Source organism: Devosia geojensis (assembly GCF_000969415.1).
GTDB classification, from domain to species: domain Bacteria; phylum Pseudomonadota; class Alphaproteobacteria; order Rhizobiales; family Devosiaceae; genus Devosia; species Devosia geojensis.
In genome coordinates this window covers 1-25,983 of sequence record NZ_JZEX01000012.1, presented here as the reverse complement: position 1 = coordinate 25,983, position 25,983 = coordinate 1, and the positions used below count along the sequence as shown (strand labels likewise).

24 protein-coding genes are annotated in these 25,983 nt (G+C 65.6%); 16 read left to right on the top strand and 8 right to left on the bottom strand.

What is annotated here, in order from left to right; translation table 11 throughout:
• Positions 1-64 precede the first annotated feature (64 nt).
• From VE25_RS00610 to VE25_RS00600, 3 genes are read left to right on the top strand one after another with little or no spacing between them, the layout of a single operon-like run.
• Positions 65-955: a carbohydrate ABC transporter permease gene (locus VE25_RS00610; RefSeq protein WP_046106635.1), complete on the top strand. Its 891-nt coding sequence runs from the start codon at positions 65-67 to the stop codon at positions 953-955.
• Positions 955-1,770 (top strand): carbohydrate ABC transporter permease, encoded by an 816-nt coding sequence (locus VE25_RS00605; protein WP_046106634.1) that lies wholly within the window; start codon positions 955-957, stop codon positions 1,768-1,770. Before VE25_RS00610 ends, VE25_RS00605 begins: the two co-directional genes overlap by 1 nt.
• Positions 1,767-4,955, top strand: coding sequence for an alpha-mannosidase (locus tag VE25_RS00600; protein ID WP_052731637.1), 3,189 nt, complete (start codon positions 1,767-1,769; stop codon positions 4,953-4,955). Before VE25_RS00605 ends, VE25_RS00600 begins: the two co-directional genes overlap by 4 nt.
• Positions 4,956-5,074: 119 nt before the next feature.
• Here the strand turns inward: VE25_RS00600 and VE25_RS00595 are convergent, their stop codons facing one another.
• On the bottom strand, positions 5,075-6,013 hold the full coding sequence (locus VE25_RS00595; protein ID WP_046106633.1) for an SDR family oxidoreductase: 939 nt from the start codon (positions 6,011-6,013) through the stop codon (positions 5,075-5,077).
• Between the two features lie 125 nt (positions 6,014-6,138).
• Here VE25_RS00595 and VE25_RS00590 point away from each other — a divergent pair, with 125 nt between their 5' ends.
• From VE25_RS00590 to nagA, 4 genes are all read left to right on the top strand, one after another.
• Positions 6,139-6,714: a TetR/AcrR family transcriptional regulator gene (locus VE25_RS00590; protein ID WP_244466831.1), complete on the top strand. Its 576-nt coding sequence runs from the start codon at positions 6,139-6,141 to the stop codon at positions 6,712-6,714.
• 273 nt (positions 6,715-6,987) lie between these two features.
• Complete coding sequence (locus tag VE25_RS00585) at positions 6,988-7,776, top strand: GntR family transcriptional regulator (RefSeq protein ID WP_046106631.1); 789 nt, start codon at positions 6,988-6,990, stop codon at positions 7,774-7,776.
• 14 nt (positions 7,777-7,790) lie between these two features.
• Entirely contained in the window at positions 7,791-8,801 is a 1,011-nt protein-coding gene (locus VE25_RS00580; protein WP_046106640.1) for an SIS domain-containing protein, read from the top strand.
• Positions 8,798-10,000: an N-acetylglucosamine-6-phosphate deacetylase gene (gene nagA / locus VE25_RS00575; RefSeq protein ID WP_046106630.1), complete on the top strand. Its 1,203-nt coding sequence runs from the start codon at positions 8,798-8,800 to the stop codon at positions 9,998-10,000. Before VE25_RS00580 ends, nagA begins: the two co-directional genes overlap by 4 nt.
• 192 nt (positions 10,001-10,192) lie before the next feature.
• Here nagA and VE25_RS00570 read toward each other — a convergent pair whose 3' ends face one another.
• Entirely contained in the window at positions 10,193-10,936 is a 744-nt protein-coding gene (locus VE25_RS00570; RefSeq protein WP_046106629.1) for an SDR family oxidoreductase, read from the bottom strand.
• A gap of 87 nt (positions 10,937-11,023) precedes the next feature.
• Positions 11,024-11,566, bottom strand: coding sequence for an MOSC domain-containing protein (locus VE25_RS00565; protein WP_152664459.1), 543 nt, complete (start codon positions 11,564-11,566; stop codon positions 11,024-11,026).
• A 325-nt stretch (positions 11,567-11,891) separates the two neighbouring features.
• On the opposite strand from VE25_RS00565, the gene VE25_RS00560 reads away from it, so the two are divergent.
• The 3 genes from VE25_RS00560 to VE25_RS00545 all read left to right on the top strand — a co-directional run bounded on the left by VE25_RS00560 (position 11,892) and on the right by VE25_RS00545 (position 15,585).
• Positions 11,892-13,331 carry a porin family protein gene (locus VE25_RS00560; protein WP_046106627.1) on the top strand — a complete coding sequence of 480 codons (1,440 nt, stop codon included), beginning with the start codon at positions 11,892-11,894 and terminating at the stop codon, positions 13,329-13,331.
• 234 nt (positions 13,332-13,565) lie between these two features.
• Positions 13,566-15,122 (top strand): OmpA family protein, encoded by a 1,557-nt coding sequence (locus tag VE25_RS21590; protein ID WP_052731636.1) that lies wholly within the window; start codon positions 13,566-13,568, stop codon positions 15,120-15,122.
• Between the two features lie 4 nt (positions 15,123-15,126).
• Positions 15,127-15,585, top strand: coding sequence for a helix-hairpin-helix domain-containing protein (locus VE25_RS00545; protein ID WP_052731635.1), 459 nt, complete (start codon positions 15,127-15,129; stop codon positions 15,583-15,585).
• Positions 15,586-15,723: 138 nt separating this feature from the next.
• Here the strand turns inward: VE25_RS00545 and VE25_RS00540 are convergent, their stop codons facing one another.
• Entirely contained in the window at positions 15,724-17,745 is a 2,022-nt protein-coding gene (locus VE25_RS00540; RefSeq protein WP_052731634.1) for a lytic transglycosylase domain-containing protein, read from the bottom strand.
• A gap of 287 nt (positions 17,746-18,032) precedes the next feature.
• Between VE25_RS00540 and dapA the strand changes: the two genes are divergently transcribed.
• The 3 genes from dapA to smpB all read left to right on the top strand — a co-directional run bounded on the left by dapA (position 18,033) and on the right by smpB (position 19,864).
• Positions 18,033-18,914, top strand: coding sequence for a 4-hydroxy-tetrahydrodipicolinate synthase (gene dapA, locus VE25_RS00535; RefSeq protein ID WP_046106624.1), 882 nt, complete (start codon positions 18,033-18,035; stop codon positions 18,912-18,914).
• Between the two features lie 63 nt (positions 18,915-18,977).
• The gene (locus VE25_RS00530) at positions 18,978-19,289 is read left to right on the top strand and encodes a hypothetical protein (protein WP_046106623.1); all 312 of its coding nucleotides are present in this window, start codon (positions 18,978-18,980) and stop codon (positions 19,287-19,289) included.
• Positions 19,290-19,378: 89 nt separating this feature from the next.
• Complete coding sequence (gene smpB, locus VE25_RS00525; RefSeq protein ID WP_046106622.1) at positions 19,379-19,864, top strand: SsrA-binding protein SmpB; 486 nt, start codon at positions 19,379-19,381, stop codon at positions 19,862-19,864.
• A 55-nt stretch (positions 19,865-19,919) separates the two neighbouring features.
• Here smpB and VE25_RS00520 read toward each other — a convergent pair whose 3' ends face one another.
• Positions 19,920-20,555 carry a uracil-DNA glycosylase gene (locus VE25_RS00520; RefSeq protein WP_046106621.1) on the bottom strand — a complete coding sequence of 212 codons (636 nt, stop codon included), beginning with the start codon at positions 20,553-20,555 and terminating at the stop codon, positions 19,920-19,922.
• A gap of 152 nt (positions 20,556-20,707) precedes the next feature.
• Complete coding sequence (locus VE25_RS00515) at positions 20,708-21,286, bottom strand: LabA-like NYN domain-containing protein (RefSeq protein WP_244466830.1); 579 nt, start codon at positions 21,284-21,286, stop codon at positions 20,708-20,710.
• Between the two features lie 239 nt (positions 21,287-21,525).
• On the opposite strand from VE25_RS00515, the gene rpoZ reads away from it, so the two are divergent.
• A complete protein-coding gene (gene rpoZ / locus VE25_RS00510) occupies positions 21,526-21,894 on the top strand; it encodes a DNA-directed RNA polymerase subunit omega (RefSeq protein ID WP_046106636.1) in 369 nt (122 codons plus the stop codon).
• A 20-nt stretch (positions 21,895-21,914) separates the two neighbouring features.
• On the opposite strand, the gene VE25_RS00505 is transcribed toward rpoZ, so the two are convergent.
• Positions 21,915-22,208 (bottom strand): type II toxin-antitoxin system RelE/ParE family toxin, encoded by a 294-nt coding sequence (locus VE25_RS00505; RefSeq protein WP_046106620.1) that lies wholly within the window; start codon positions 22,206-22,208, stop codon positions 21,915-21,917.
• Positions 22,205-22,495 (bottom strand): ribbon-helix-helix protein, CopG family, encoded by a 291-nt coding sequence (locus VE25_RS00500; protein WP_046106619.1) that lies wholly within the window; start codon positions 22,493-22,495, stop codon positions 22,205-22,207. The genes VE25_RS00505 and VE25_RS00500 overlap by 4 nt, the downstream gene beginning before the upstream one ends.
• 234 nt (positions 22,496-22,729) lie before the next feature.
• On the opposite strand from VE25_RS00500, the gene VE25_RS00495 reads away from it, so the two are divergent.
• Together VE25_RS00495 and pyrE are read left to right on the top strand one after the other, a co-directional pair.
• Positions 22,730-24,991: a RelA/SpoT family protein gene (locus VE25_RS00495; RefSeq protein ID WP_046106618.1), complete on the top strand. Its 2,262-nt coding sequence runs from the start codon at positions 22,730-22,732 to the stop codon at positions 24,989-24,991.
• A gap of 363 nt (positions 24,992-25,354) precedes the next feature.
• On the top strand, positions 25,355-25,939 hold the full coding sequence (pyrE, locus tag VE25_RS00490; protein ID WP_046106617.1) for an orotate phosphoribosyltransferase: 585 nt from the start codon (positions 25,355-25,357) through the stop codon (positions 25,937-25,939).
• The last annotated feature ends 44 nt before the right edge of the window (positions 25,940-25,983 follow it).

Genomic DNA, 25,983 nt, shown 5'->3' with positions numbered 1-25,983 from the left:
CCCCCGACCCCTCCCCTCAAGGGGGAGGGGAGGCTGCCCCAGGCTTTCGCATGGAGCATTCCCCATGCGCCTGAAAACCTCCCCCATGCTGTCCTCGGGCCGCTGGCTGCTGTTCGCCGGCATGCTGCCCGCTCTCGTCCTTATCGGCGCGCTGCTCTATTTCACCTTCTGGGCCATCACCTTCAGCTTCACCGATCTCGAGCTCGTCGGGCGCAAATCCGTCGAATGGTCCTGGGTCGGCCTCGACAACTACCAGCGCCTGTTCACGCGCCGCGGATTCCTCGAGGCGCTGTGGACTACGGGCGTCTTCGTCTTCTTCTCGGCGATCGTCGGTCAGAGCGTCATCGGGTTCCTGTTCGCCGCGTCCCTGCGCAACGCCACCTCGGGCCTGCGCTCGGTCATCGAGGTCGCCATCATGCTCGGCTGGCTGCTGCCCGATATCGTCGCCGCGTTCCTCTGGTCGGCGACGACCTCGCCGACGGGCCTCATCAACACGCTGATCATCGTGCCGCTGGGTCTCAACCCGGTGAATTTCATCAACACCTACGCGCTGCCCGTCGTCATCATCGCCAATATCTGGAAGGGCACGGCGTGGTCCTATCTCCTCTTCTCGGCCGCCCTCGATTCCGTCCCGCGCGAGGTGGTGGAGGCCGCCAAGGTCGATGGCGCGACGCCGTTCCAGCGGGTCTGGCGCGTCATCCTGCCGATGATCCGCCCGCACATCGCCACCAACCTTCTCTTCATCACCATCTGGACCTTCACCTACTTCCCGCTGATCTACGCGATGACCGGCGGCGGCCCCGGCCGGCAGACGACCGTTCTGGCCATCTTCCTCTATGAGCAGAGCTTTTCCACCGGCAAGCTGGGCTACGGCAGCGCCATATCCGTCGCCATGCTGGCCATCGTCGGCGTACTTTCGCTCTTCTATCTGCGCATGCTCAGGGAGCCGAAGTGATGGGACCCAACGCCACCGCTTCGCGCCTCAACGCGCTCGCGCTCGCCTTGGTCGCGCTCATCTGGGTCAGCCCTTTCGCCTGGCTGATCCTCAACGCCTTCAATCCGGCCGCCACCGGCCGGCTCGCATTGCCGCAGACCATCGGGCTCGACAACTTCGCCGATGCGCTCTCGGGCAATGCCGGCCGGCAGTTCATCAACTCGATCATCCTCGCCGCCGGCACGGCGACCCTGACCGTCGTCGTCGCCATTGCCGCCGCCTATCCGCTTTCGCGGCTCAATATTCCCGGGCGCAACACGTTCCTGTGGCTGCTGGTGCTGCTGCGCATGCTTCCGGCGACCGGCGTCATCGTGCCGTTGTATTTCACCGCCCAGGCTACGGGCCTCCTGAACCTGATGGGCGTCATCGTCGCGCTCACCATCCTCAATCTGCCGTTTACCCTGCTGCTCATGAAGAACTTCTTCGACACCGTGCCGGTCGAGCTCGAGGAGGCCGCTTTCGTCGAGGGGGCCAGCCTCTGGCAGATCATCCGGCGCATCGTCCTGCCGCTTTCGCGCGCGGGCATCGCCGTCGTCTGGTTCTTCTCCTTCACCGGCGCCTGGAACGAGTTCCTGCTGCCGCTGATCTTCGCGCGCACCGAGAGCGGCTTTCCCATGTCGGTCGGCCTCTACGCCGCCTTCGGCCAGCAGGGCGCCATCCAGTACGGCTTCCTTGCGGCATTCTCGATTATCTACGCGGCGCCGGCGATCGGCGTGTATTTCCTGTTACGGCGAAACATGAACACGGGTTTCGCCGGTGTTGGAGTTAAAGGATGACGACTACGAATCCCCTTGCGCAGCGCCTCGGCCTTCTGACCGACGATATCAAGCAGGAGGGCAAGCTTGCCCGCCTCTGCGACGATCTCGCCCGCAAGATCCTGACCCCCGTGCCCGGCGAGATCGCTTGGCGCTACAGCGAGGGCATCGAGAACGCCGCGCAGGCGCTCGGCGCCGACTGGCGCGGCTGGCCCGAATTCACCCAGCGCACCGTCTGGTCCAAGAAGCAGGGCCACACCTGGTTCGCCGCCGAGATCGAGGTGCCGGCGGAAGCCGCCGGCAAGACGTTCGTGCTGCGCTTCACCTCGCAGTGGCAGAGCCGTCCGGGCTCCACCGACCCGCAGTGCCTTGCCTATCTCGATGGCCACGTCGCCCAGGCCCTCGACGGCAACCACAACGAGCTGGTCATCGCCCGCAACGCCAAGGCCGGTGAAAAGCACACGCTCCTCGTCAACGCCTTCACCTTCTTCGACCGCCCGCTCGCCGGCTTCGGGGTAGAGTACCTGGTGCGCAACGAGCGCGTCGAGCAGCTCTACTATGATCTCGTGACGCCCTTCCAGGTCGCGACCTACCTGCCGCAGACCGATGCGCGCCGCCACGCCATCCTCGACCTTGTCGACAAGGCCCTGCGCGCCCTCGATCGACGCGGCGCCGTCACGCCCGAGCTCGAGGCCTCCCTCGGCGACGCCGAAAAAATCGCCGCCGATATCTACAAGCTCACCGATACCGAGGTGCAGCCGGTGATCTCGGCCGTCGGCCACACCCACCTCGACGTCGGCTGGCTCTGGCGCGTCATGCATACGCGCGACAAGACCGGGCGCTCCTTCGCCACGGTCTTGAACCTCATGTCCGAGTACCCTGGCTTCGTCTTCATGTACAACCAGTCGGTGCTCTTCAACTTCATCAAGACCGACTACCCCGAGATCTGGGAGGGCTTGAAGAAGAAGGTCAAATCCGGCCAGTTCGAGATCGAGGGGGCCATGTGGGTCGAGCCCGACGTCAACATCGTCTCGGGCGAATCCCTGGTACGCCAGATCATGCGCGGCCGCCGCTTCCACATCGAGGAATTCGGCGTCACCCCCAAATGCGTCTGGCTGCCCGATACCTTCGGCTATTCGGCCAACCTGCCGCAGGTCATGGAGAAATCGGGCCTCGACTACTTCGTCACCTCCAAGCTCTCCTGGAACGACACCGACCGGCACCCCTACGACACCTTCTTCTGGCGCGGCATCGACGGCACGGTCACCAAGGCCCAGCTCATCACCGCCCAGCGCATGGAGAGCGACGCGATCTTCACCACCTACAACTCGGACCTTTCTGTCTCCGAGGTCATGGGCGCCTGGAAGCGCTATGAGCCCAAGGCCGTCAGCGACGAAGTGCTGCTCTGCTACGGGTATGGCGACGGCGGCGGCGGGCCGACCCGCGCCATGGTCGAGCGCGGCATCCGCCTCGAACGCGGCATCCCCGGCGCCCCGAAGGTCAGGCTCGAGGGCATCGTTCCCTTCCTCGACCGCCTCGGCAAGCGCATGGACGACGAGGCGAACCATTTCCCCACCTGGAACGGGGAGCTCTACCTCCAGTATCACCGCGGCACGCTGACCTCGGTCGCCAAGAACAAGGCCAACAACCGCAAGGCCGAGCGGCGCCTGCGCGAGCTCGAGTTCCTCTCCAGCATGGCCTTCGCCCAGGCGGGTCTCGCGTATCCCTCCGAGAAGCTCAACGAGTTCTGGGAGCTGGTGCTCATCAACCAGTTCCACGACATCCTGCCCGGCACCTCGATACCCGAGGTCTACGTCGACTCCGATGCCGAATACGGCATGCTGTTCTCGACCCTCGATTCCGCCAACGGCCCCTGGATCACCGCCGCCAATGCGGCGACCAGGCCTGCTGCCGGGGAGCTGCGCCTCTTCAACTTCACCAGCCAGGATCGCCCCGGCGAGCTTGTCGCGCTTGAAGGGAACGGCCTCGAAGGCAGGGCGCTCGTTGCCGCCGGCAAGGCCTCACCCTTGCAGAAGCTCGTCTGCGCCGGCGGCGAAACCCGCTACGCCGCGCCTGCGGCCAGCCTGCCGGCCCTCGGCTGGGCCAGCGCCGGCCTTGCTGCCGGTGGCACAGCCCCGGCGTCGAGCCTCTCGGTCTCCAGGACCCACCTCGAGAACGCCCTTATCCGCGTCGCCTTCGACGGCAAGGGCGAGATCACTTCGCTCGTCGACAAGGCGAGCGGGCGCGAGCTCATCGAAGAGGGCAAGACCGCCAACCGCCTCGTCGCCTACGAGGACAAGTCGATGAACTGGGACGCCTGGGACATCGACTGGTATTTCGAGGAGCAGTCCTGGCCGCTCGCCGATGGCCCGGCAACGATCGAAGTGGTGGAGGAGGGGCCCTACCGCGCCGCCATCCGCATCGAGCGCCCCTACCAGAAATCCCGCTTCGTGCAGGTCGTCTCGCTCGCCGAAGGCGCGCGGCAGGTCGAGTTCGACACCTTCATCGATTGGCACGAGCGCCAGACGGTGGTGAAGGCGCTGTTCCCCTTCGACATGAACGTCTCGGAAATCCGCTCGGAGATCCAGTTCGGCCACGTCAAGCGCGCCACCCACCGCAACACCAGCTGGGATCGCGCCCGCTTCGAAGCCTCGATGCACCGCTGGGTCGACATCTCCGAGCCCGATTTCGGCGCCGCGCTCCTCAACGACTGCAAGTACGCCTATGACGCGCTCGAGCAACTCGTCCGCCTGACTCTGGTACGCGGTTCGACCCACCCGCATCCCGAGGCCGACATCGGCGAGCATCGCCTGCGCTACGCGCTCTTCGTCCACGAGGGCCTATCGGACCTCCACGAAGTGCATCGCGCCGCCGAGCGCTTCAACAACCCCGTCGCCGTCCTCGGCGACGGGGCAAGCGCGGGGCAGGGGACGGACGCCGCGTTCTCCTTCGCCAAGGTCGACGCGCCGACCGTCACCATCGAGACGGTCAAGAAAGCCGAGAAGAGCGATGCCCTGGTGCTGCGCGTCTTCGAGCACGCCAACCGCCGCGCCAGCCCCACCATCAGTTTCGGGCTGCCGGTCAAGTCGGCCAAGCTCGTCAACCTGATGGAGGAAGGCGGCGAGCCGCTCGCGGTCGAGGGCAACACCGTCCAGCTCGACCTGCGTCCCTTCGAGATCGCGACCGTAATGGTCGAGTTCGGCTGACGTAACTGCATCGGTCTACGCACCCAACCCTCTCCCCTCGTGGGAGAGGGACAGATTTCCGCGTCCAGCGGAAAATCAGGGTGAGGGGTCTGCGATGCTTTCATAAGGGGGGCAGACCCTCAGTTTTGACTGGGAACGACGCCGCCTCGAAACGCGACGCCCGCAAGTTCCTCGGAAATCTGCCAGAGTCGTTCGGCGACGGCTTGGTCCGCCGCCTGGGGCGGGACCTTCGACAAGCCCGGATACCCCCGCATTTCGCCCATCCCGTCCGGTCCATAGTATGCGCCGCCCTTCGCGGTCGGCGCCGTGGCGGCATGGAGCGTCGGTAGTGCGCCCTGCGCGGCGGGCTGGAACAGGAACCACAGGAAGGATCGGGCGAGGCCGGACGGGCTCCAGCGGCCGGGCGAATTGTGCAACAGGTCGGTTCGGGAAATGCCGGGGTGCGCCGCGATGCTGGCGAGACCCCATCCGCCCGCATCGCTTTGCCGTTGCAGTTCGAAAGCGAACATCAGGCAGGCCAGTTTCGACTGGCTGTACGCCTGCATCGGGTTGTATGCCTTCTGCGATTGCAGGTCGTCGAAATCGATCTTGCCCTGCCGCGCGGCGACGCTCGAAAGCGAGACGACCCGCGCATCCTTGCCCTTCCGCAGCAGCGGCATCAGATGCCCCGTGAGCGCGAAGTGGCCGAGATAATTGGTGCCGAACTGCAACTCGAAACCGTCCGAGGTCTCCTGCCGGCTTGGCGGAACCATCACCCCGGCATTGTTGATGAGCAGGTCGAGGCTTTCCCGCTGCCGCCCCACTCTCGCGGCGAAGTCTTCCACCGACTTGAGGCTGGCGAGATCGAGCTGCTCGAACCTTATGTTTGCCGACGGGACTTCGCTGCGGATCCTGGCAAGCGCCTCCGTGCCCTTTTGAGGATTGCGGCCAGCGATGATAACCTCGCCACCCGCCCGTGCCAGCGCCAGAGCATCCTCTAGCCCGAGACCTCCCGTGCCGGTTACGATGGCCGAACGGCCTTCCTGGGAGGGGATATCCGACGCCGTCCATTTTGCCATCGCTCATGTCCTTCAGCTGAAATGTGCACTCGGTGCAAAAATCATAATATTGCACTGGGTGCAATTTTTTCAAGAGGTGTCATGCCGTGACGCAATCCAACGAGCCAGCCACGCGGAGCGGGGGCGTGCGTGAACGCAAGCGCCGGGAAACCCGCCAGCGCATCACCGATGCGGGGCTGAGGCTCTTCAGCCGCAACGGCTACGACGCGACCACCCTCGACGCGATCGCGGCCGAAGCCGGCATTTCCCGGCGAACTTTCTTCCACTACTTCAAGTCCAAGGATGAAATTCTGCTGTCCCTGCAGAGCGGTCTCGGGGAAAGCCTTGTCGCTGCCTTGGGGCGGCAACCGGCCACCGAACGGCCGTTGGAGGCAGTGCGCAATGCGATGGTGGAGCTCGCCGCCTCCTACTCGCTCGAGGAGCTGGCCGCCATCGACCGCCTGATGCTGTCGAGCGAAGCGGTGCAGGCCAGGAAGCAGGCAAGCTACATGCGGGACGAAGCGACGCTATTCGCCGCCCTGCGTGAGCGATGGCCATCGGAGAGTGAAATCTCCCTGCGGCTGGTGGCGATGCTCGCTGTCGGGGCCTCCCGCCTTTCGCTTGCCGCCTGGCGCAGCGAGGGCGGCAAGCGACCCATCACCGCGCTCTTGCAGGAAACCTTCGATGCCTTGGAAGCTACATACGGGGGCAGGTCCCCGTAGGGCTTCCTCGAAAGCCCATGAGATAATGCCAAAAAAATACCACTTGTCTTCACCACGCCCGCAATGCAGCATATCGGTGTAACGGGCGGGCAAACCATGCCGCTTTTCCGCAGTCATTGGCCGCAATCCGCCCGCATGGCGCAACCTGATCGCGTAAATGGTATTTTATTGGTATCATGCCGTCCGGGGGGTCGATTCCGCATTCCGGCCTTGCCAAGCGCCGGGAGTTGATGCATCGCCCGGTAGCGCCAGCGTGAGGCGGGAGAGGATCTGGTGAGCGACGTTACCGAGAGCATATTCGGTTCGGACCCGGTGATCGTGCCGACCGGGGGGCCGCTCTATCTCCAGCTGAAACGCTGGATCGAGGGCGCCATCAGCCGCGGCGCGATCAAGCCGGGCGACGCGCTGCCCTCCGAGCGCGATCTCGCTGTGCGTGTCGACGTTTCGCGGGTCACCGTGCGCAAGGCCGTCCAGCAGCTGGTCAAGGACGGCGTCCTGGTCCAGCGTCACGGCTCGGGCACGTTCGTCGCCCCGCAGACCCCGCGCGTCGAGCAATCGCTCTCCCAGCTCACCTCCTTCACCGAGGACATGGCCCGCCGCGGCATGTCGGTGCGCTCGCAATGGCTCGACCGCGGCATCTATGCGCCGTCTCCGGAAGAGACCATCGTTCTCGGCCTCTCCTCGGGCGACCGGGTCTCGCGCGTCTCGCGCCTGCGCCTCACCGGCGAGACGCCGCTCGCCATCGAGCGCGCGGCGCTCTCGACCACGCTCCTGCCTGATCCCTCCGCCGTCACCAGCTCGCTCTATTCGCATCTCGAAAAGAGCGGCAATCGCCCCGTGCGCGCCATCCAGCGCATCCGCGCCGCCAATCTCGACGAGGGCGAGGCGCGCCTGCTGGCCGTGCCGGTAGGGGCGGCGGGTCTCCACATCGAGCGCATCTCGTATCTGGCCACCGGCAAGGTGGTCGAGTTCACCCGCTCCGTCTACCGGGGCGACGCCTATGACTTCGTCGCCGAGCTGCGCATCGGCGACTCTTCAGCCCAGGGGAGCAGCCAGACTTGACCGAGAAGACCCATATGCGCCGCGAGATCGAGGAAATTCCGGGCGTCGTTGCCCACTTTCTCGATAAAAGCGCCGATGTCGTCGCCGAGGCCGCCGCGGTGCTCCGCGACCGCCAGCCGCCCGTCGTCGCCACCATCGCGCGCGGCTCTTCCGATCACGCGGCGACCTACCTCAAATACGCCATCGAGCTGACCCTCGGCCTGCCGGTCGCCTCTATCGGTCCGTCCGTCGCCTCCATCTACGGCGCGCCGCTGAAGCTCGACCGGGCCGTCGCCATCGCCATTTCCCAGTCCGGCAAGAGCCCCGACATCGTCGGCATGGCCCGCGCTGCCCGCGAGGGCGGGGCGACTGCCATCGCCATCACCAACACGGCCGGTTCACCTCTTGCCGAGGCCGCCGATTTCACCATCGATCTTCATGCCGGCGTCGAGCGGAGTGTTGCCGCCACCAAGACGTTCGTGACCTCCGTCGTCGCCGGGCTCGCCCTGCTGTCGCGCTGGGCCGACGACAAGGCGCTCTCCAATGCCGTCGCCGCGCTGCCGGACGCCTTCGCCCGCGCCATCGACTGCGACTGGTCGCCGTTCATCTCAGCCCTGGACGGGCACGACGCTCTCTACGTGCTCGGGCGCGGTCCCGGCTGGGCCATCGCCAACGAGGCGGCGCTGAAATTCAAGGAAACCTGCGGCATCCAGGGCGAATCCTACAGCTCCGCCGAGGTGATGCACGGACCCGTCTCCATCGTCACCCCCGGCTATCCGGTACTGGCGCTCGCCGCCCGCGACGCCGCCGAAGCGTCGGTTGCCGACATGGCCCACAGCCTCGCCGGCAAGGGCGCCAAGGCCTTCGTCACCTCCGATCGCGCGGGCGCCGCGACGCGCCTGCCGTTCGCCGCCAGCGGGCATCCCATCACCGATCCGCTGACCCTCGTCGTTTCCTTCTACGGCTTCGTGGAGGCCCTGGCCCGCCATCGCGGGCTCAACCCCGATACGCCGCCCATGCTCAAGAAGGTAACGGAAACGGTATGACGCGCACGGCCTATCTCGGCGCCCGCATCTTCGACGGCGAGAGCTGGCACGAGGATTCGGCGCTCGTCGTCGAAGCCGGGCGTGTGGCGGGGATCGTTCCCGCCGCCTCGGCGCCGTCCGACGCCACGCGCGTCGAGGTCCCCGGCGGCATGCTGGTTCCCGGCTTCATCGACCTGCAGGTCAATGGCGGGGGAGGGGTGTTGTTCAACAACGATCCCTCGCTCGATGCCATCCGCACCATCTGCGCGGCGCATCACCAGTTCGGCACGGTAGCCCTGCTGCCGACCCTCATCACCGATACCGTCGAGGTCAACGAGCGCGCCATCGCCGCCGGCATCGCGGCGGCGCGGGAGCACGTGCCCGGTTTCCTAGGGCTCCATCTCGAAGGTCCCCACCTGGCGCTCGCCCGCAAGGGCACTCACGACGGGGCTCTCATCCGCCCGATGGACGATGCGGACCTCGCCCGCATCCTCGCCGCGCGCAAAACCCTGCCCAATCTCCTCGTCACCGTCGCCGCCGAAACGGTGACCCCCGAGCAGATTGCCGCCCTCTCCGCCGCCGGCATCATCGTCAGCATCGGCCACTCCGATGCCGGCCACGCTCAAACCTCCGCCGCCTTCGCCGCCGGCGCCACCATGGCGACGCACCTCTTCAACGCCATGAGCCAGCTCGGCAACCGCGAACCCGGCGTCGTCGGCGCGGTGCTTGGGCATGAAGCCGTCCATGCCGGCCTCATCGCCGACGGCATCCACGTCCACCCGGCTTCGATCGAGGTGGCGCTGCGCGCCAAGCGCGGCCCCGGCCGCATCTTCCTCGTCACCGACGCCATGTCGCAGACTGGTACCGACATCAAAACGCTGACCCTCAACGGGCGCACCATCACCCGCGCCGACGGGGCGCTGCGCCTCGCCGACGGCACCCTTGCCGGCGCCGACCTCGACATGATCGACGCTATCCGGTTCATGCACGCGAAGATCGGCCTGCCGCTCGACGAGGTCCTGCGCATGGCCAGCCTCTATCCGGCCGAGGCGATGGGAATCAGCGAAAGTCTCGGCGCTCTACGCGAGAGCGCGGCGGCGAGCTTTGTCCATCTCTCTGAGAGTCTCGACGTAGAAGCGGTCTGGATTGATGGGAAAAAGAAGTATCTCGAGAGGATGGGCAATAACCCCACCCCCAGTGTCACCCCGGCGACATCCTGAGATGTACTCACAACCGCAAGGTGTGTGGCCCCCTCATCCGTCTCGCGCCCAGAGGCGCGATCCACCTTCTCCCACGAGGGGAGAAGGGAGGGTGACTTATCGACAATTCCAATGTGAAGAAGGTTCCGTGTGGGGCGCCTCCCCTTCTCCCCTCGTGGGAGAAGGTGCCCCGAAGGGGCGGATGAGGGGGAACTACCCCCGCCCGATATATGGCATCGTCGTCGCCATCACCGTCATGAACTGCACATTGGCCTCCAGCGGCAGCCCGGCCATATAGATCACCGCCTCGACCACGTGCCGGACCTCGAACGTCGGCTCGGGCAGGATGGTGCCGTTGGCCTGCAGCGTCCCGGTCGTCATGCCTTGCGTCATGTCTGTGGCGACGTTGCCGATATCGATCTGCCCGCAGGCGATGTTGTAGCCGCGCCCGTCGAGCGAGATGGCCTTGGTCAGCCCCGTGATCGCGTGCTTGGAGGCGGTGTAGGGCGCGGCCCCCGGCCGCGGCACATAGGCCGATATGGACCCGTTGTTGATGATCCGGCCGCCCTGCGGGTTCTGGTCGCGCATGGTGCGGAACGCCTCGCGCGCCACATAGAAGGCGCCGTTGAGGTTGGTGTCGATCATCGACTGCCAGAGCGCGACGTCCACGTCCCCGAACGAGGTCGCCGGCGCCGCCCGTCCGGCGTTGTTGAACACCACGTCGACCCGCCCGAACCGTTCGCGCACCGCCGAGAAGAAATGTGCCACGTCCTGGGGATCGGTCACGTCGCAGGTCTGGGCGAAGGCGTTGCCCGCCGCCCGCGCCGTTTCGGCCAGCGCCTCGGTTCGCCGGCCGCAGATGGCCACCTGATAGCCCGCCTTTGCCAGTCCGATAGCGGTTGCGCGCCCGATTCCCGAGCTGCCTCCCGTCACCAGCGCCACCTTGCCCTCGGTCATTGCGGATGTCCCCCGTCTGTTCATCTCGCACCCCGACGCTGCCCGGCGACCCTGCCGGCGGGCAAACGCCGCGTGGTGTCCTTTGGTTCAAACCGGCCCGAGCGGCCGGTGCGGCTCCTGCGGCAGGGCGATGGTGATCGGGTCCCCCGGCTGCACCATGCCGCCCTTGAGGACGATTCCCATCACCCCCGCCCGACGCTCGATCGTTCCGTCCGCGCGCTTCTCGACCATCTGCGCCAGCAGTCCCGGCTGGAACGCCTCGATCTGCGCGCACGGATTGCGCAGCCCCGTCACCCGCACCACGGCCTCGCGGCCGATCCGCAGCTCCGTGCCCGTCGGCAACGCCAGGAGGTCCACTCCCCGCGTCAGTATGTTCTCGCCCATCTGGCCCGGCCCGACCCTGTGCCCGAGGCGCGCGATGGACTCGAAGAGCTCGGCATGGATCAGATGCACCTGCCGCAGATTGGGCTGCGTCGGGTCCTTGGCGACGCGCGAGCGGTGCTTGACCGTTGCCCCCGCATGCGCGTCCCCGGCGACGCCGAGCCCTTCGACGAGTTCGATCGCCTCCGCCGGCGCCTTGGAGAACGCATGACTCGGCGAAAGACTGACCGACTCCACTCTTGCGGACATCATTGCTCCTGGGCATCGGAAAGGGGAACGGCGCGGGTGCGCCTCGGGATTAACACGATGTTTAGCCCGGTTAACATACGGTTTCCAAGAGTGTGTTGAATCTGCAACAACACGTGGGCAACCATGTCATCACTGTGGCAAACCGGGCTTTGTCCAATTGCGTACGGGCCCACCATGCGTAGAGTGGCGAATGCGAATCCATGCATGGGATCGTTTGTCGGTCGCAACGCGACGGCAACACACTGCACCACGAACAAGTGTGGTCGCGTTTCGGCAAACCGCTGGGTAACCGGCACCAAGAACGACTGACTTTGGAGGTCAATTAATGAAACTCAAGAGCCTTTTCCTCGGTTCTGTCGCGGCTGCCGGTCTCTCGACCGCTGGCTTCGCTGCCGACCTGGGCGTGCTCACCTCGCTGGACGTCTGTGACGCTCTCGGCCTGTCGGGCCTGACCATCTCGTCCGACACCAACTGCCTGCAGATCTCGGGCAGCGTCGACTACCGTCTGCGTTACGGCGACTACCGCGCCGGCCTCAACGTTGCCAACACCTATGACGGCACCGTCGACCCGATCGGTCCGGATGAGGACGTGCTGGACAGCGATCTCAACCTCGATTGGGATACCCGTGTTCGCGCTTACCTGACCGCTGTTGCCACCGCCGACACTGACTTCGGCCCCGCTTCGGCGATCATCACCCTTCGTCAGGTTGACGAATGGCGCGTCCGCAACGAGAGCGACATCGCCGTTCAGGGTGGCGACCACACCAACGGTGTCCAGCTGCATGAAGCTTATGTCCGCGTCGGCGACGCCACCGTCCTCATGGCCGGTAAGCGCAAGATGGGCAAGGACGGCTCGATCGCCAACATGGACGACGATCAGCCCTACAGCTTCCTCTTCATGAGCGACAAGATCGATGGTGGCGGTGTCCTGATCGACGCCGACGACCGTCGCTTCGGCGGCCATGCCATCCAGATCGTTTCCGATCTCGGTAACGGCGTGTCGGTCGGCGTTGGCCTTGAAAACATTGACACCCAGGACGGCGCCGTGCTGTTCCCGGGCGTTGACAAGGATTCGAACCTGAACATCGTCCGCGGTGGCGAAGCCGGCACCCTCATCGGTGTTGTCTCCTACGCTGGCGAGTCCCTCACTGCTCACCTGACTGGTATCGCCTACGGCGTCCTCGATGGTGATGTCGACTCGTTCGCTGTCCACGCTGGCGTGACCGGCACCTTCGATATCTTCAAGGTCCGCGCCGCTGTCGGCTACGACGACGACTTCAAGTACCTCGGCTACAGCGTTCTGCACGCTCTTGCTTCGGCCGAAGCTACCTTCGACATGTTCACTGTCGCCCTGTCGGGTGAAGTGGCGAACTTCGACGACCAGACCGACTACACCATCGGCGGTAAGATCACCGCTGCTGTCATCGATGGCGTGAAGCTGAACCTCGACGCGGCTTGGTTCCGTGACGACTTCAACCCCGTCACCGGCGGCGAGACCGACACCGTCCGCATCCGCCTCGGCGCTGAGGCTGCTGTCACCGAGACGATCACCCTTACCGCTGGTATCGGCACGTACTTCGGCGATGGCGTCTTCGGCAACGGCGGCGCTGGCGCTTCGCCGATCGACATCGACGAAAACCTCATCTTCGGTGACGTCGGTGTGGCTTGGGCTCCGGGCGGCGGCTTCACCTCCGCTGCCAAGGTCGAGTTCAACGACGAAGGCGGTTACCGCGGTGAATTCACCGCTGCCAAGACCTTCAACTAAGTTTGGGTCGCTTATGGCGAACGGAAAGGCCCGGCATCTGCCGGGCCTTTCTGCTTTTGGGGCGTGCGGTTGGAAGCGCCGCCCTTGGCCATCTTATTGTCGATTTTCATTGACCAACGGTCCCTTAGCGTTAGCGAACGGTCAACCCATGATAGCGAATCGCGCTAGTGAAAGACTTCATGAGCCGGTCGTTTCCGGCCGAACGAAGCGAACCATGGGGTTGATGGGATTACGATGGCCGGTATCGTCTCGAAGTGGCTGGTGCGGGCGAGCGTCGTCCTCTTTGCCTGCATGCCCGTCTATGCCGCGGGCGATGCGCCGCGGGCTCATCAACCGCTTGCACAAGCCGGCGTAACCGATTCCATCCCTTCGGCTTTCGCCGAACCGATATACCTCCTGGCCCAGGCCGAGCCGGAAAGCCCGCAGGGTTCCGGCAGCATCGTCGAGGTGCCGCTGCCCGCCGTCGCCGGCTACTGGCTGACCGCCGTGCGCACGCCGGAGGGCAGGGTGGTGCTCGATGGATATCTCCCCAACGAGGCCCTGCGCACGCAGCTTTCCGCGCAGCCCGGCATCGACCCCGCCGGCATCGAGCTGGCCGGAGGCGAGCCCGATGGCTTCGAGGCGGCGCTGACCTTCGGCCTCGGGCAGCTCGCGCATATGTCCGAAGGGCGTTTCAGCCTGCGCAGCACTGTGCTCGCATTGAGCGGCACGGCCGCCAGCCCGGAGGACGAGGCTGTCCTCGCCGAGCCCGAGATTCCGGCGGGTTTCGTCCTTGCCCGCAACGAGATCCTGCCGTCGCCGGAAACTCCCGCTATCCTGCCGTCGCCGGAAACTCCCGCTGCTGCGGAGGAGGCACCTGCTGATGATGCGGTAGAAGCACCTGCTGATGCTGTCATCGCCTCCACCGAACCTGCCGCGCCGGACGAGCCTGCAGTCTCCGAACCGGTCGCCTCCGGCGCGACCGCCGCCGCGCCGCCTCCGCCGGCGGCCGATCCCTACGTCTGGTCGGCCGGCAAAGGTCCGGATGGCATCGTCACGATTTCCGGTCATATTCCCGGCGAGCCGCTGCGCCGCATCCTGATGCTGCGCGCCGGCGAGGGGGCCGTGGATACCACCCAGTTCGCCACCGGTGCGCCCGAGGGCTTCATCCTCGATACGCGCGCCGCCATGGACGTGCTGGCTCGCCTGTCCGAGGGCGAAGTGGCGTTCGACGGAGCCCGCTGGTCGGTGTCCGGAACGCTCGCGGAAGGCGCCGATGAAACCGCGCTCGCTACGGCTTTGGCAGAGGCCGCCACTCCCGCCGCCGAATGGTCGCTGGAATTGAGCGAGCCCCCGTTGCCGCTCCCACCGACCAGCGAACCGCCGCCGGCTTCCGCCAGCATGCCGGCCGACACCCCGGAAGCGCCCGCGGCGGAAGTCCTGGCGTGCGAGGATCAGCTCGCGGCATTCTCGCAGGATAATCCGATCCTCTTCCGCTCCGGCTCGGCCGCCATAGCCGAAACATCGAATCCGGCACTCGCCGATCTGGCCGCCATGGTGTCCGTCTGTCCGCATCTGCCGATCTATATCGAGGGTCATACCGACGCCGACGGAGCCGCCGATGCCAATCTGGCGTTGTCCGTGGCGCGTGCCGAGGCCGTGGTCGCCGCGTTGGTCGACCTCGGAGTCGCCTCCTCCCGGCTTTACGCCATCGGCTATGGCGAGAGCGCGCCGATCGCCGCCAACGACACGCGCGAGGGCAAGCAGCTCAACCGGCGCATCGTCGTTTCGCTCGACCCGCCGGAGGACTAGCACCATGCCCGCCTGGCTCTCCTTTCCTTATCTCATCGAAGTCGCGCTGCTGCTCCTCGCCGTCTTCGTCGCCGGCTGCTATGTCGGCTCGGCTGTGCGGCGCGCTGCACCGAAGCCCGCCGCAGAGGTTATGCCTCCAGCCCCGCAAGAAACCGCCGCGTCGGTGGCGGCCGTTGCGCCACCTGTCGAACCCGCTCCACCGCCTGCCGCAAAACCGGCTGCCGATCCGCGCCCGCCGGCGCTCGCCGCTCCGCGCGACGGCGTCAAGGACGACCTCAAGCAGATCAAGGGCATCGGCCCGCGCATCGAAGCGTCGCTGAATGAGCTCGGCATTTTCCACGTAAGCCAGATCGCCCGCTGGACGAAGAAGAACGCCGCCTGGGTTGATGAACAGCTGAGCTTTCGCGGCCGCATCGAGCGCGAAAAGTGGATCGAGCAGGCCAAGGCGCTGGTGAAGCGGTAAGTGCCACGCCCTCGTGGTTCGAGGCCGCTGCGCGGCACTTCACCATGAGGCTGATGAGAGCGCACGATCCTCCAGTAGTCCTCATGGTGAGGCGGGAGCGAAGCGACCCTCGAACCACGGGGGCGTGGCACCAATCCGTCAGGGAATCCGCCGCATCACCTCAGCCATTGCCAGGGCTTCGTCCCCTAGCCGCTCGCGGTAGACGAGGTAGTTCCCCAGCACTCGCTGCACGTATTTGCGTGTCTCCTGGAAGGGGATGAGTTCCACCCACACCACCGGATCGACGTTGGCCGCGCGTGGGTCGCCATAGGCCGCCAGCCACTTGTTGGCGTTGCCGGGGCCGGCATTATAGGCCGCCGCCGCCAGCAGCAGCGAGCCGTCGTAGCGTTTGAGCTGGTCTGAGAGATAGGTCGAGCCGAGCAGCACATTGTAGGCCGCATCGCTCGTAAGCCGGCCGCTCGAATAGTCGACGCCGACCTTGCGCGCCACGTCCCGCGCCGTGCCCGGCATCAGCTGCATCAGTCCGCGCGCTCCTGCATGCGAGATGGCGTCGAGCTGGAAGAGGCTTTCCTGGCGCGCCACGGCATAGACGGCGGCTTTCTCGGCGGCGTAGCGGGCATCCGCCGGCAGCCCGTCGCGTGGGAAGGCGAAAAGATCGAGCGAATGGCCCCGCTTTCGCGCCTCATCGGCGATGGCGATGGCAACGTTGTGTGCGTCGATCTCCTGGGCAAGCCGCGCCGCCAGCACCATCTGCGCTCCGTCGGTCAGGGTCGTCCCCCAATGGGCCAGCAGCACCGCCGCCCAGCTCTTGCGGCCGTTGGCGGCCAGCAGCCGCACCGCCTGCACCGTATCCTGCCGCGCGAACAGCGGTTCCGCGTCGCCGGTTGCGGGCTGTGGCCGCAGCGAAACGTTCGGCAACCCCAGTTCGCCGCGCGCCAGCTGCCCGTAGTAGACGGTGCTGAACTGCGCCGCGACCGCATAGGCCTCGTCCGCCGCGGCGAAGTCGCCGAGCACGATATTGGCGCGGGCGAGCCAGTAATTGGCTTGGGTGATGGTGTCGGGCAGCGTCGCCCGCGCCTTCATCGCCTCGAAATGGCCTTTGGCCGCCTGCGCGTCGTCAAGGAAGGCGAGGGCGATCCAGCCGGCATGGAACTGCGCATCGACGACGCGCCCGTCCGGCCCGTCCGTGTATCCGGCCGCCGCGCGATAGGCGAGCTCCGGCTGTCCGTCGGCCAATAGCGCGCGGGTGATCGTGCGCCGCTCGTACCACCACTCGGCCGCTTCCGGCAGCTCGTCGCCGGCCTTGTCCAGCCAGTCGATGGCCTGCTCGTAAAGCCCGGCGAGCCGCGCCCGCTGCACGCGGGTATATATAAAGACCGGGTGATCGTGGAGCGATGGATCGACCGCGTCGAGCAGCGCCTTGCCGTTGTCCTGCCGCCGCGCCGTGGCGGCTCGCGCGGTCAGCAGCGATCGCTGCGCCGCCGTCAGGTGCTCTTCGATCCGCTCGGCCGCGCGGATGCGGTCGTGCATCATCAGGCGCACCACGCGATTCCAGTGGTCGTCGTCCGTCAGGAGGCTCCCGAGGGTCTGCATGACCTCGACTTCCTGCTCGGTGGTGAGGAAGTTCTCGATCCAGATATTCCGCGCCAGCTCGCGTGCCCGCTCCCGCTCACCCTGGCCGAGCAGCGCGCCGGCAAGTGCGATCCGACCATCGATCGTTTCCGGGGTCGAGCCGTCCAGCATCCGCACGATCTCTTCGGCGGAAGGCTCGCTTTTCGTCAACGACTGCTCGAGGCGGGCGCGATAGAGGCTTTCCGGCGCATAGGCGGGCGCATCCGCCATGAAGCGCGCCACCGTCTGATAGTTGATGTCCTCGGGAAAGAACCGGATCGCCGCCCATTGCACCGCGCGCCGCTCGGCGGGATTGGTCAGCGCTCGTGCAGCCTCGTAGGCCTCGGCGGGTTTGTTGTCCGCGAGCAGCTCCAGCGCCGCCCGGAACCGCGCAGAACCTCGCGGGTCGCCCGCCGGCTCGCCCGCGGCGTTCACCGATCCGGTGGTGGTCCTGTCTATCGCATCGTTGGCCGTCGCATTCGGGGCAGGGGCCAGGCATATGGCGCCCGCAACGATGGCGACGAGGCCGGCGATGAGCGTGCCTTTCATGGCGTCGTCCCGTTGGTCCTAACTGTCAGCCCAACAAGGTGCCCCACTCCTTGCAGTTAACCGGACGTTACCCGGTTGCGGTGAACAATTGGTTGCGTTCGAAAGTCGGCGGTCAGCCGTGGTTTGCGGTCCTGCGGCGCTTGTCGTCGGCAGCGGTGCAAAGTATGGTGCCCCACTTTCATGCGGAGCCGCCGAGCCGCCGGTCCGCACGCGCTGCCCGACGGCGCGGATGTTTGCACCCACCCGCGGCTTAAACGTGGCAAAACGACGAGCAGGATAGAAAGCCAATGTTCAGAGGTTCGATAACGGCGCTCATGACCCCCTTCGCAAACGGGGCGGTCGACGAGAAAGCCTTCTCGGCCTTTGTCGACTGGCAGATCGCCGAGGGAACCCACGGGCTCGTTCCCGTCGGCACCACTGGCGAAAGCCCGACGGTCAGCCACGAGGAGCACCGCCGCGTCGTCGAGATCTGCGTCGAAGTCGCGGCCGGCCGTGTGCCGGTCATCGCCGGCGCCGGTTCCAACTCCACCTCTGAAGCGGTCGAGCTCGCCAGGTTCGCCGAAAAGGTCGGGGCCGACGCCGTGCTGTCGGTCGTGCCGTACTACAACCGGCCGAACCAGGAAGGGCTCTTCCATCACTTTTCGGCCGTCGCGTCCGCCGTCGGCATCCCGGTCATCCTCTATTCGGTGCCGGGCCGCACCGTCGTCGATTTGACCGTCGACACCATCGCGCGCCTGGCAGAGGCGCATTCCAACGTCGTCGGCGTCAAGGACGCGACTGCCGACATGGGCCGGGCGAGCCTCACCCGCGCCAAGCTCGGCGCCGATTTCGTCATGCTTTCGGGCGAGGACATGACCGCGCTCGGCTTCAACGCCCACGGCGGGCAGGGGTGCATCTCGGTCACCTCCAACGTCGCCCCGCGCCTTTGCGCGCAGATGCAGAACGCCTGTCAGCAGGGCAACTACGCCGATGCGCTGGCCGTGCAGGACAAGCTTGCACCGCTTCACAAGAACCTCTTCCTCGAGCCCAACCCCACGGGCGTCAAGTACGCCGCCGCCAGGCTCGGCCTCTGCCAGAACGAGCTGCGCCTGCCGCTCGTGCCGGTTTCGAAACCCACCGAAGCGGCGATCGACGCCGCCATGGCCCATGCGGGGCTGCTGGCGGCATAGGGGCAGGCGTTTGCCGGACGAAGCAAAAACGCCTATATGAAGGCAGGTCAGGAGCGCGTCGCTATGGCAACGGACACGGTAGACATCGGATTCATTGCCCGGCAGCAGGAGAAGGCCCTTGCCGAGATGCAGGCGGTTCGTCGCGAAGTGGCCGAACTGCGCCAGCGCCATACTCAGGCTCTGCAAGGACTCGACACGCTCCATAACCAGATGCGCCTGATCCCCGACGGCATCGAGATTGGTATCAATGCTCGTCTCGCGGCTATCGAGGAGCGTATCGACAATCTGGGGCGCAGCCTTGTGCTGGAGTTCGGCACGATGCTCGATGAACGGCTTGCCATCTTGCGGCCTGAGGGCTCCGAGCCTTCGCCCTGATCCGACTGCTGCATCGGCATGCCGTACCCCTTGCTTGGCAAGGGTAGGGCGGTTATGCCCTCGTTTTCCCTTGAACCCATCACGAAGAAATGGCCACCGCAAAAAAAGAGAAGAGGGGCTATATCAGCCACGGTCTCGTTGCCGAGAACCGTCGGGCCCGCTTCGATTATGAGATCACCGATACCCTCGAGGCCGGCATTGTCCTGACCGGCACCGAGGTCAAGTCTCTGCGCCTCGGCAAGGCGCAGATCACCGAGAGCTACGCCTCGCCCGAGCGCGGCGAACTCTGGTGGATCAACGCGCACATCCCCGAATACCTCGAGGCCAACCGCTTCAACCATCAGGAGAAGCGGCCGAGGAAACTCCTTGTCTCAAAAAAGGAACTTTCGCGCCTAGGCGCCGAAGTCGCCCGCGCCGGCAACACCATCGTGCCGATGAAGCTCTATTTCAACGAGCACGGCAAGGCCAAGCTCCTCCTCGGCCTCGGCAAGGGCAAGAAGAGCTTCGATAAGCGAGAGACCGAAAAGAACCGCGACTGGAACCGCGAGAAATCGCGGTTGCTGAAGCAAGGGTGAGGTTGAGCCCTCATGGTGAGGTGCCGCGAAGCGGCCTCGAACCACGAGGGCGGGCTCACCCCAGTGCCTGCGTCGCGGCGCGGCCCACCACGTCCTCGAACATCTCGGTCGTCAGCACGCCCGTGTTCGTGTTGTAGCGCGAGCAGTGATAGCTGGCGAAAATCGCCCTGCCGTCCGGCAGGTGGTGCTCTGCCCCGTGCGCGAAGGGATAGTCCTTGAGCCGCAGCCCGAGTGCGCGCAGCAGCGACTCGTGTCCGATCCGCCCGAGCGTCAGGAAGACCCGCACCTGCGGCTCGTCCGCCAGCGCCGCGATGAGGAACTGCCGGCAGGTGTTGATCTCGGCGGGCGTCGGCTTGTTCTGCGGCGGCACGCAGCGCACCGAGTTGATGATCGCTGCGGACTGAAGCCGCAGGCTGTCGTCCGGCCGCTGCTCGTACTCGCCCGTCGCCAGCCCGAATTTCTTCAGCGTTGCGTAGAGCAGATCCCCCGCATAGTCGCCGGTGAACGGCCGTCCGGTCCGGTTTGCGCCCTTGAGGCCCGGCGCCAGCCCGACGATCGCCAGCCGCGGCTCTTCCCCCTTCCATACCGGAACCGGCCCGTTGAAGAAGTCGGGGTAGAGCACCCGGTTCTGCTCGCGGAACGCTTTGAGGCGCGGGCAGAGCGGACAGTCGTGGGAGGGTTCGAGGGACATTCGTCTCGTTGTGACGTCGCAGTTGTTCACCTCTCCCTTGCGGAAGAGGGTACCCGAAGGGCGGGTGAGGGGGCGGGGAACCCGTTACCCCTCACCCGGCGCTTCGCGCCACCTTCTCCCACAAGGGGAGAAGGAAGGCAACGCGGCGGTCGTTACTCTTCGTCGCTCTCCGCCACGGCGGGCGCCGCCTCGCGCTGGGCGGCCGGCGGACGCCCGACCGTCTTGGCGAGCTCGCTGAGGTCGAGGAAGAAATCCGCCTGCCGCCGCAGGTCGTCGGCGATCATCGGCGTTTGCGTGGTGAGCGTCGATACGACCGTCACCCGCTTGCCCTTGCGCTGCAATGCGGCCACGAGCGCGGTGAAGTCCCCGTCGCCGGAAAAGAGCACCATGTGGTCGAAGAAGGGGGCCATCTCCAGGGCATCGACGGTCAGCTCGATGTCCATGTTGCCCTTGATCTTGCGCCGCCCGGCCGCGTCGGTGAACTCCTTGGCCGGCTTGGTGACGACCGTGTAGCCGTTATAGTCCAGCCAGTCGATCAGCGGGCGGATGGAGGAATATTCCTGGTCTTCGACCAGTGCCGTGTAGTAGTAGGCCCGCAGCAGATAGGCCTTGGATTGGAATTCGGCCAGCAGGCGACGGTAGTCGATGTCGATGCCTATGGCCCGTGAAGCTGCATAAAGGTTTGCGCCGTCGATAAAGAGGACGATCTTCTCGCGCGGGTCGATTGCCAATGGGCGTTCTCCTCGTTGGGCTAGCCGGCCCGAGGGCTGCCCAAACCATTTCTCCACGCGCCGGGAGGGGCTCTGCCCGGCGCCTCGGCTCCCCATCCGATAACTGCGCTATTCGCACGAATGCGCGCCGATGCGCAAGCCGTGTCCATTCTACGCTTTGGCCCGCGCAGGAAAACTTGTATCTGCCGGCCCGTTCGTGTAAGGAGCGCGTTCATTCCCCAATTGGCATGGAGACGTCCGTGGCTCGCGTCACCGTTGAAGACTGCATTGAAAAGGTACCGAACCGGTTCGACCTCGTCCTCATGGCCGCGCATCGTGCGCGCATGATCTCCTCGGGCGCGCAGATCACCCTTCCGCGCGACAACGACAAAAACCCGGTCGTTGCCCTGCGCGAAATCGGCGATGCCACCATCTCGCCCGACGACCTGCGCGAGGATCTCATCCACTCGCTCCAGAAGTACGTGGAAGTGGACGAGCCCGAACAGCACGCCGCTCCGATGATCGAGAGCGCCGGCGACGACGATTCGATTACCTTCGATACCATGAGCGAGGAAGAGCTCCTTCGCTCCATCGAAAGCCTCGCTCCCCCCGAGCGCCGCGACGATTGACCGATGCAGAAACGCCCGGCTCAGCCGGGCGTTTTCGTTTTCGGCGGCCATTTCATCGCGGCATGCAGGACACGCAGTATCCAGACGGTTTCATCGTCGATTTCATAGATGAGCAGATAGTTGGGATGCACGACCAGTTCACGCGTTTCTGCCATGCGTCCGACCCGTCCAAGCATCGGATGTTCGGACAACTGCCAGCTTCGCCGCTCAAACAACTCGTCGAGGTCGAGTGCCGCCTTCGGGTTGTCGGCTCCAATTCGGGAGTAAATCTTGCGTCGGTCAGTGAGCGCTGGCGTGGCCCAGATAAGCCTCATTTACCGGAAGCCGCGAGCTTGCGGCGGGTTTCTTCCCGCCTGGCTGCAAACTCGGCCTCAACTTCTTCCGCGGAAACTACGTCCCCTCGGCGCACCGCTTCCAACCCCATCTCCACCTGCTGGCGGAACCAGGCATCATATTCCGCCTCTTCCCGGCGGCGCTCGATGTATTCCCGCATGAACCGCCGCAGCAGTTGCGCGCCGGTCATGTCCTCGGCCTTGGCCGCCTCGGCGAATTTGGCTTTGAGCTCTTCTTCCACTCGGAAGGTGAACGTAGCTTCGCTCATTGCGGCCTCCTGTGTTGCGTAGGGTGTGCAGTGTAACACATTCCTTTTTTCAGGCAAATGCGGGCCTCGTGAAAGCGACGATTGATCCGCGCTTTGTAACGTCTATATATCGAAGGCGTCCGGCATCTGCCGGCGCCTTTTCGTTGCTGCCTGTTGTCCGTTTGGGGCCGCCGGGGCATGATCCTGGAATTCCGGTAGTTTCGGCAAGCGCGGCAAGGGGCGCGCGTTGACCTCATGATGCGTCAGTACGAACTCGTCGAGCGGGTGGCGGCTTATAACCCCAATGTCGACGAGCAGCTTTTGAACAAGGCCTACGTCTACGCCATGCAAAAGCATGGCTCGCAGAAACGCGCATCGGGCGACCCTTATTTCAACCATCCCCTGGAAGTCGCCGCCATCCTCACCGAATTGAAGCTCGACGATGCCTCGATCGCCGTCGGGCTCCTTCACGACACCATCGAGGATACCGACGCCACCCGCGCCGAGATCGACCAGCTTTTCGGCTCCGAGATCGGCGCCATCGTCGACGGGCTGACCAAGATCGAGCGCTTGAATCTCGTCTCGCGTGAGGAAGCCCAGGCCGAAAATCTCAGAAAACTCCTCCTTGCCATCGCGCAGGACGTGCGCGTGCTGCTAGTCAAGCTCGCCGACCGGCTGCACAACATGCGCACCCTGCAGTACATGCCGCCCGAGAAGCGCGCCCGCATCGCCCAGGAGACGATGGACATCTATGCCCCGCTCGCCGGGCGCATGGGCATGCAGGATATGCGCTCCGAGCTCGAGGACATCTCCTTCCGCATCCTCCAGCCCGACCACTACGAGGCGATCACCCGCCGCCTCAAGGAGATGCAGGCCGAGTACCGCGAGACCATCGCCACCATCAACGCCGAGCTCGCCGAGAAGCTCAAAGCCGAGGGCATCGAGGCCAAGGTCTCGGCGCGGGTGAAGTCGCCGTTCTCGATCTTCAACAAGATCGAGCGCAAGCAGATCGCGCTCGAGCAGCTCTCCGACATGATCGGCTTCCGCGTCATCGTCGGCACGGTCGAGGAATGCTACCGCACCCTCGGCATAGTCCACACGCACTGGAAGGTCGTGCCCGGGCGCTTCAAGGACTACATTTCCGTCCCCAAGCACAACGACTACCGCTCGATCCACACCACCATCGTCGGCCCCGGCCGCCAGCGCGTCGAGCTGCAGATCCGCACCGAGGCCATGCACCAGATCGCCGAGCTCGGCATCGCCGCCCACGCGCTCTATAAGGATGGCGTCTCGGCCGACATGGGCCGGCTCGAAAAGGAAAGCCAAGCCTATGCGTGGCTCCGTTCGACCATCGGGCACCTCACCACCGGCGCCTCGGCCGAGGATTTCCTCGAATACACCAAGCTCGAGCTCTTCCAGGACCAGGTGTTCTGCTTCACCCCGCGTGGCCGCCTCATTGCGCTCCCGCGCGGCGCGACGCCCATCGATTTCGCCTACGCGCTCCACACCGATATCGGCGACACCTGCGTCGGAGCCAAGATCAACGGGGCGATCCTGCCGCTCGTGACGCAATTGCGCTCGGGCGATGAGGTCGAGATCATCCGCGACCAGAACCATCTGCCGCCCGCCAACTGGATCGGCATCGCAGCCACAGGCAAAGCCCGCGCCGCCATCCGCCGCGCCGTGCGCCACGCCGCCGCCCAGCGCGCCTATGCGTTGGGCGAGCACGTCCTTTCCATGATGCTCGAGCGTGAGGGCGTGCTGCTCGACGACGCCGAAGGCAAGCAGCTTGCCGAACGTCTCGGCCACGCCAGCAAGCGCGACCTCCTCATCGCGGTGGGCGAAGGCAAGATCGGCAGCGAGCCGCTCTCGACCGAGCTTGCCGAGGTCAAAGGCCTGCGCCGCCGCCGCAAGAAGATCGATCTGCCCGTCGCCGACAAGGCCGACGGCTGGTTTGCGCTGCGCGCCAACGACTGGTTCAAGTTCCGCGTCCCCGGCGGCCAGAAGGCAGGTCCCCGCGCCAAGGAGGCACTCGCCAGGCTCGATTTCCACATACCCGTCGAGGTCTCGCCCGAAGGGGTCGTTCCCGGCGATCGCCTTGTCGGTATCCTCGAGCCGGACGCGCCCATGCGCGTCTATCCCATCCATTCGGACGCGCTCATCGCTATGCACGACAGCGATGTCGCCTGGGTCGACGTGCGCTGGGACATCGCCGGGCGCGAGGACAAGCTCCATCCGGCCATCATCACCATGGAGTCGGTCAACCGGCCGGGCTCGCTCGCCCAGATCTCCTCGGCCATCGCCGCATGTGACGCCAACATCAACAATCTCGTCATGCGCATGATCTCGCCGGACTTCCATCAGATGATCTTCGAGATCGAAGTGCGCGATGTCGCCCAACTGACCGACGTGCTGGCGACCCTGAAACGCAGCCCCGGCATCTCCGCCGTCGAGCGCGGCGGTCTCACCGAAGCGGCGATGATCTCGACGCTGGAGTGGGACGGGGCGGTGCATTGAGCAGGATCGAATTATCCAGGTAGCCCCACAGGCTGTCTTCCCGGCGAAAGCCGGGACCCAGTACACACCGGCCGCACGGAGTTGGCACGGCAACTCCCACACCCCCGGGGTCATCCCCGCGAAAACGGGGACCTCCGTTTGCAGGCTGTAAGAGAAACAGAGGTCCCGCTTTCGCGGGAATGACCCGGTGGGAATGAATGGATAGCGATACACCGGGTCCAGCGGTTACTGGATCCCGGCCCTTGCCGGGATGACAACCGGTGGTGACTGGAACATCGTGACACATCCATGCGACACCTCCCCTCTTGCAGGGAAGGCTGGGAGGGGGGTATCCGGGTGTTTCGTCAAACCCGGAGCCCCCGCGTGACCCAAGACGAAGTCCTCGCCGTCTTCAAATCCTGCGACGCCATCCTCGAGGGGCACTTCATCCTCTCCTCTGGCCTGCGCTCGCCGCTCTTCCTGCAGAAGACGCTGGTCTTCCGCCGTCCGGATAAGACCGAGATCCTCTGCCGGGCGCTCGCCGAGAAGATCCGCGCCGAAGGCTTCGGCAACGTTACGCAGGTAGTCTCGCCCGCCGTCGGCGGCATCATCCCCGGTTACGAGACCGCCCGGCACCTGGGGCTCCCGGCCATCTACACCGAGCGCGTCGATGGCCAGTTTCAGCTGCGCCGCAACTTCTGGGTCGAGCCCGGCGAGAAGGTGATCGTGGTGGAGGACATCGTCTCGACGGGCCTTTCCATCCGCGAGTGCATCGACTGCGTCAAGGCGCTGGGCGCCGAGGTGGTCGCCGCCGCCTGCATCATCGACCGCTCCGGCGGCAAGGCCGACCTCGGCGTGCCGCTCGTCTCTCTCCTCGAATTCGAGGTTCCCGCCTATTCCCCCGACAACCTGCCGCCCGAGCTCGCGGCCATTCCCCCGGTAAAGCCCGGGAGCAGGGGGCTGGCGTGAGGGTCCTCGCGATCGCCACAGCCGCCTCCCTCCCCCTTGAGGGG

Coding starts and splice junctions, on each gene's coding strand:
- VE25_RS00610 (WP_046106635.1), top strand. CDS start 65: ATGCGCCTGAAAACCTCCCCCATGCTGTCCTCGGGCCGCTGGCTGCTG.
- VE25_RS00605 (WP_046106634.1), top strand. CDS start 955: ATGGGACCCAACGCCACCGCTTCGCGCCTCAACGCGCTCGCGCTCGCC.
- VE25_RS00600 (WP_052731637.1), top strand. CDS start 1,767: ATGACGACTACGAATCCCCTTGCGCAGCGCCTCGGCCTTCTGACCGAC.
- VE25_RS00595 (WP_046106633.1), bottom strand. CDS start 6,013: ATGGCAAAATGGACGGCGTCGGATATCCCCTCCCAGGAAGGCCGTTCG.
- VE25_RS00580 (WP_046106640.1), top strand. CDS start 7,791: ATGCGCCGCGAGATCGAGGAAATTCCGGGCGTCGTTGCCCACTTTCTC.
- nagA (WP_046106630.1), top strand. CDS start 8,798: ATGACGCGCACGGCCTATCTCGGCGCCCGCATCTTCGACGGCGAGAGC.
- VE25_RS00570 (WP_046106629.1), bottom strand. CDS start 10,936: ATGACCGAGGGCAAGGTGGCGCTGGTGACGGGAGGCAGCTCGGGAATC.
- VE25_RS00565 (WP_152664459.1), bottom strand. CDS start 11,566: ATGTCCGCAAGAGTGGAGTCGGTCAGTCTTTCGCCGAGTCATGCGTTC.
- VE25_RS00560 (WP_046106627.1), top strand. CDS start 11,892: ATGAAACTCAAGAGCCTTTTCCTCGGTTCTGTCGCGGCTGCCGGTCTC.
- VE25_RS21590 (WP_052731636.1), top strand. CDS start 13,566: ATGGCCGGTATCGTCTCGAAGTGGCTGGTGCGGGCGAGCGTCGTCCTC.
- VE25_RS00545 (WP_052731635.1), top strand. CDS start 15,127: ATGCCCGCCTGGCTCTCCTTTCCTTATCTCATCGAAGTCGCGCTGCTG.
- VE25_RS00540 (WP_052731634.1), bottom strand. CDS start 17,745: ATGAAAGGCACGCTCATCGCCGGCCTCGTCGCCATCGTTGCGGGCGCC.
- dapA (WP_046106624.1), top strand. CDS start 18,033: ATGTTCAGAGGTTCGATAACGGCGCTCATGACCCCCTTCGCAAACGGG.
- VE25_RS00530 (WP_046106623.1), top strand. CDS start 18,978: ATGGCAACGGACACGGTAGACATCGGATTCATTGCCCGGCAGCAGGAG.
- smpB (WP_046106622.1), top strand. CDS start 19,379: ATGGCCACCGCAAAAAAAGAGAAGAGGGGCTATATCAGCCACGGTCTC.
- VE25_RS00520 (WP_046106621.1), bottom strand. CDS start 20,555: ATGTCCCTCGAACCCTCCCACGACTGTCCGCTCTGCCCGCGCCTCAAA.
- VE25_RS00505 (WP_046106620.1), bottom strand. CDS start 22,208: ATGAGGCTTATCTGGGCCACGCCAGCGCTCACTGACCGACGCAAGATT.
- VE25_RS00500 (WP_046106619.1), bottom strand. CDS start 22,495: ATGAGCGAAGCTACGTTCACCTTCCGAGTGGAAGAAGAGCTCAAAGCC.
- VE25_RS00495 (WP_046106618.1), top strand. CDS start 22,730: ATGATGCGTCAGTACGAACTCGTCGAGCGGGTGGCGGCTTATAACCCC.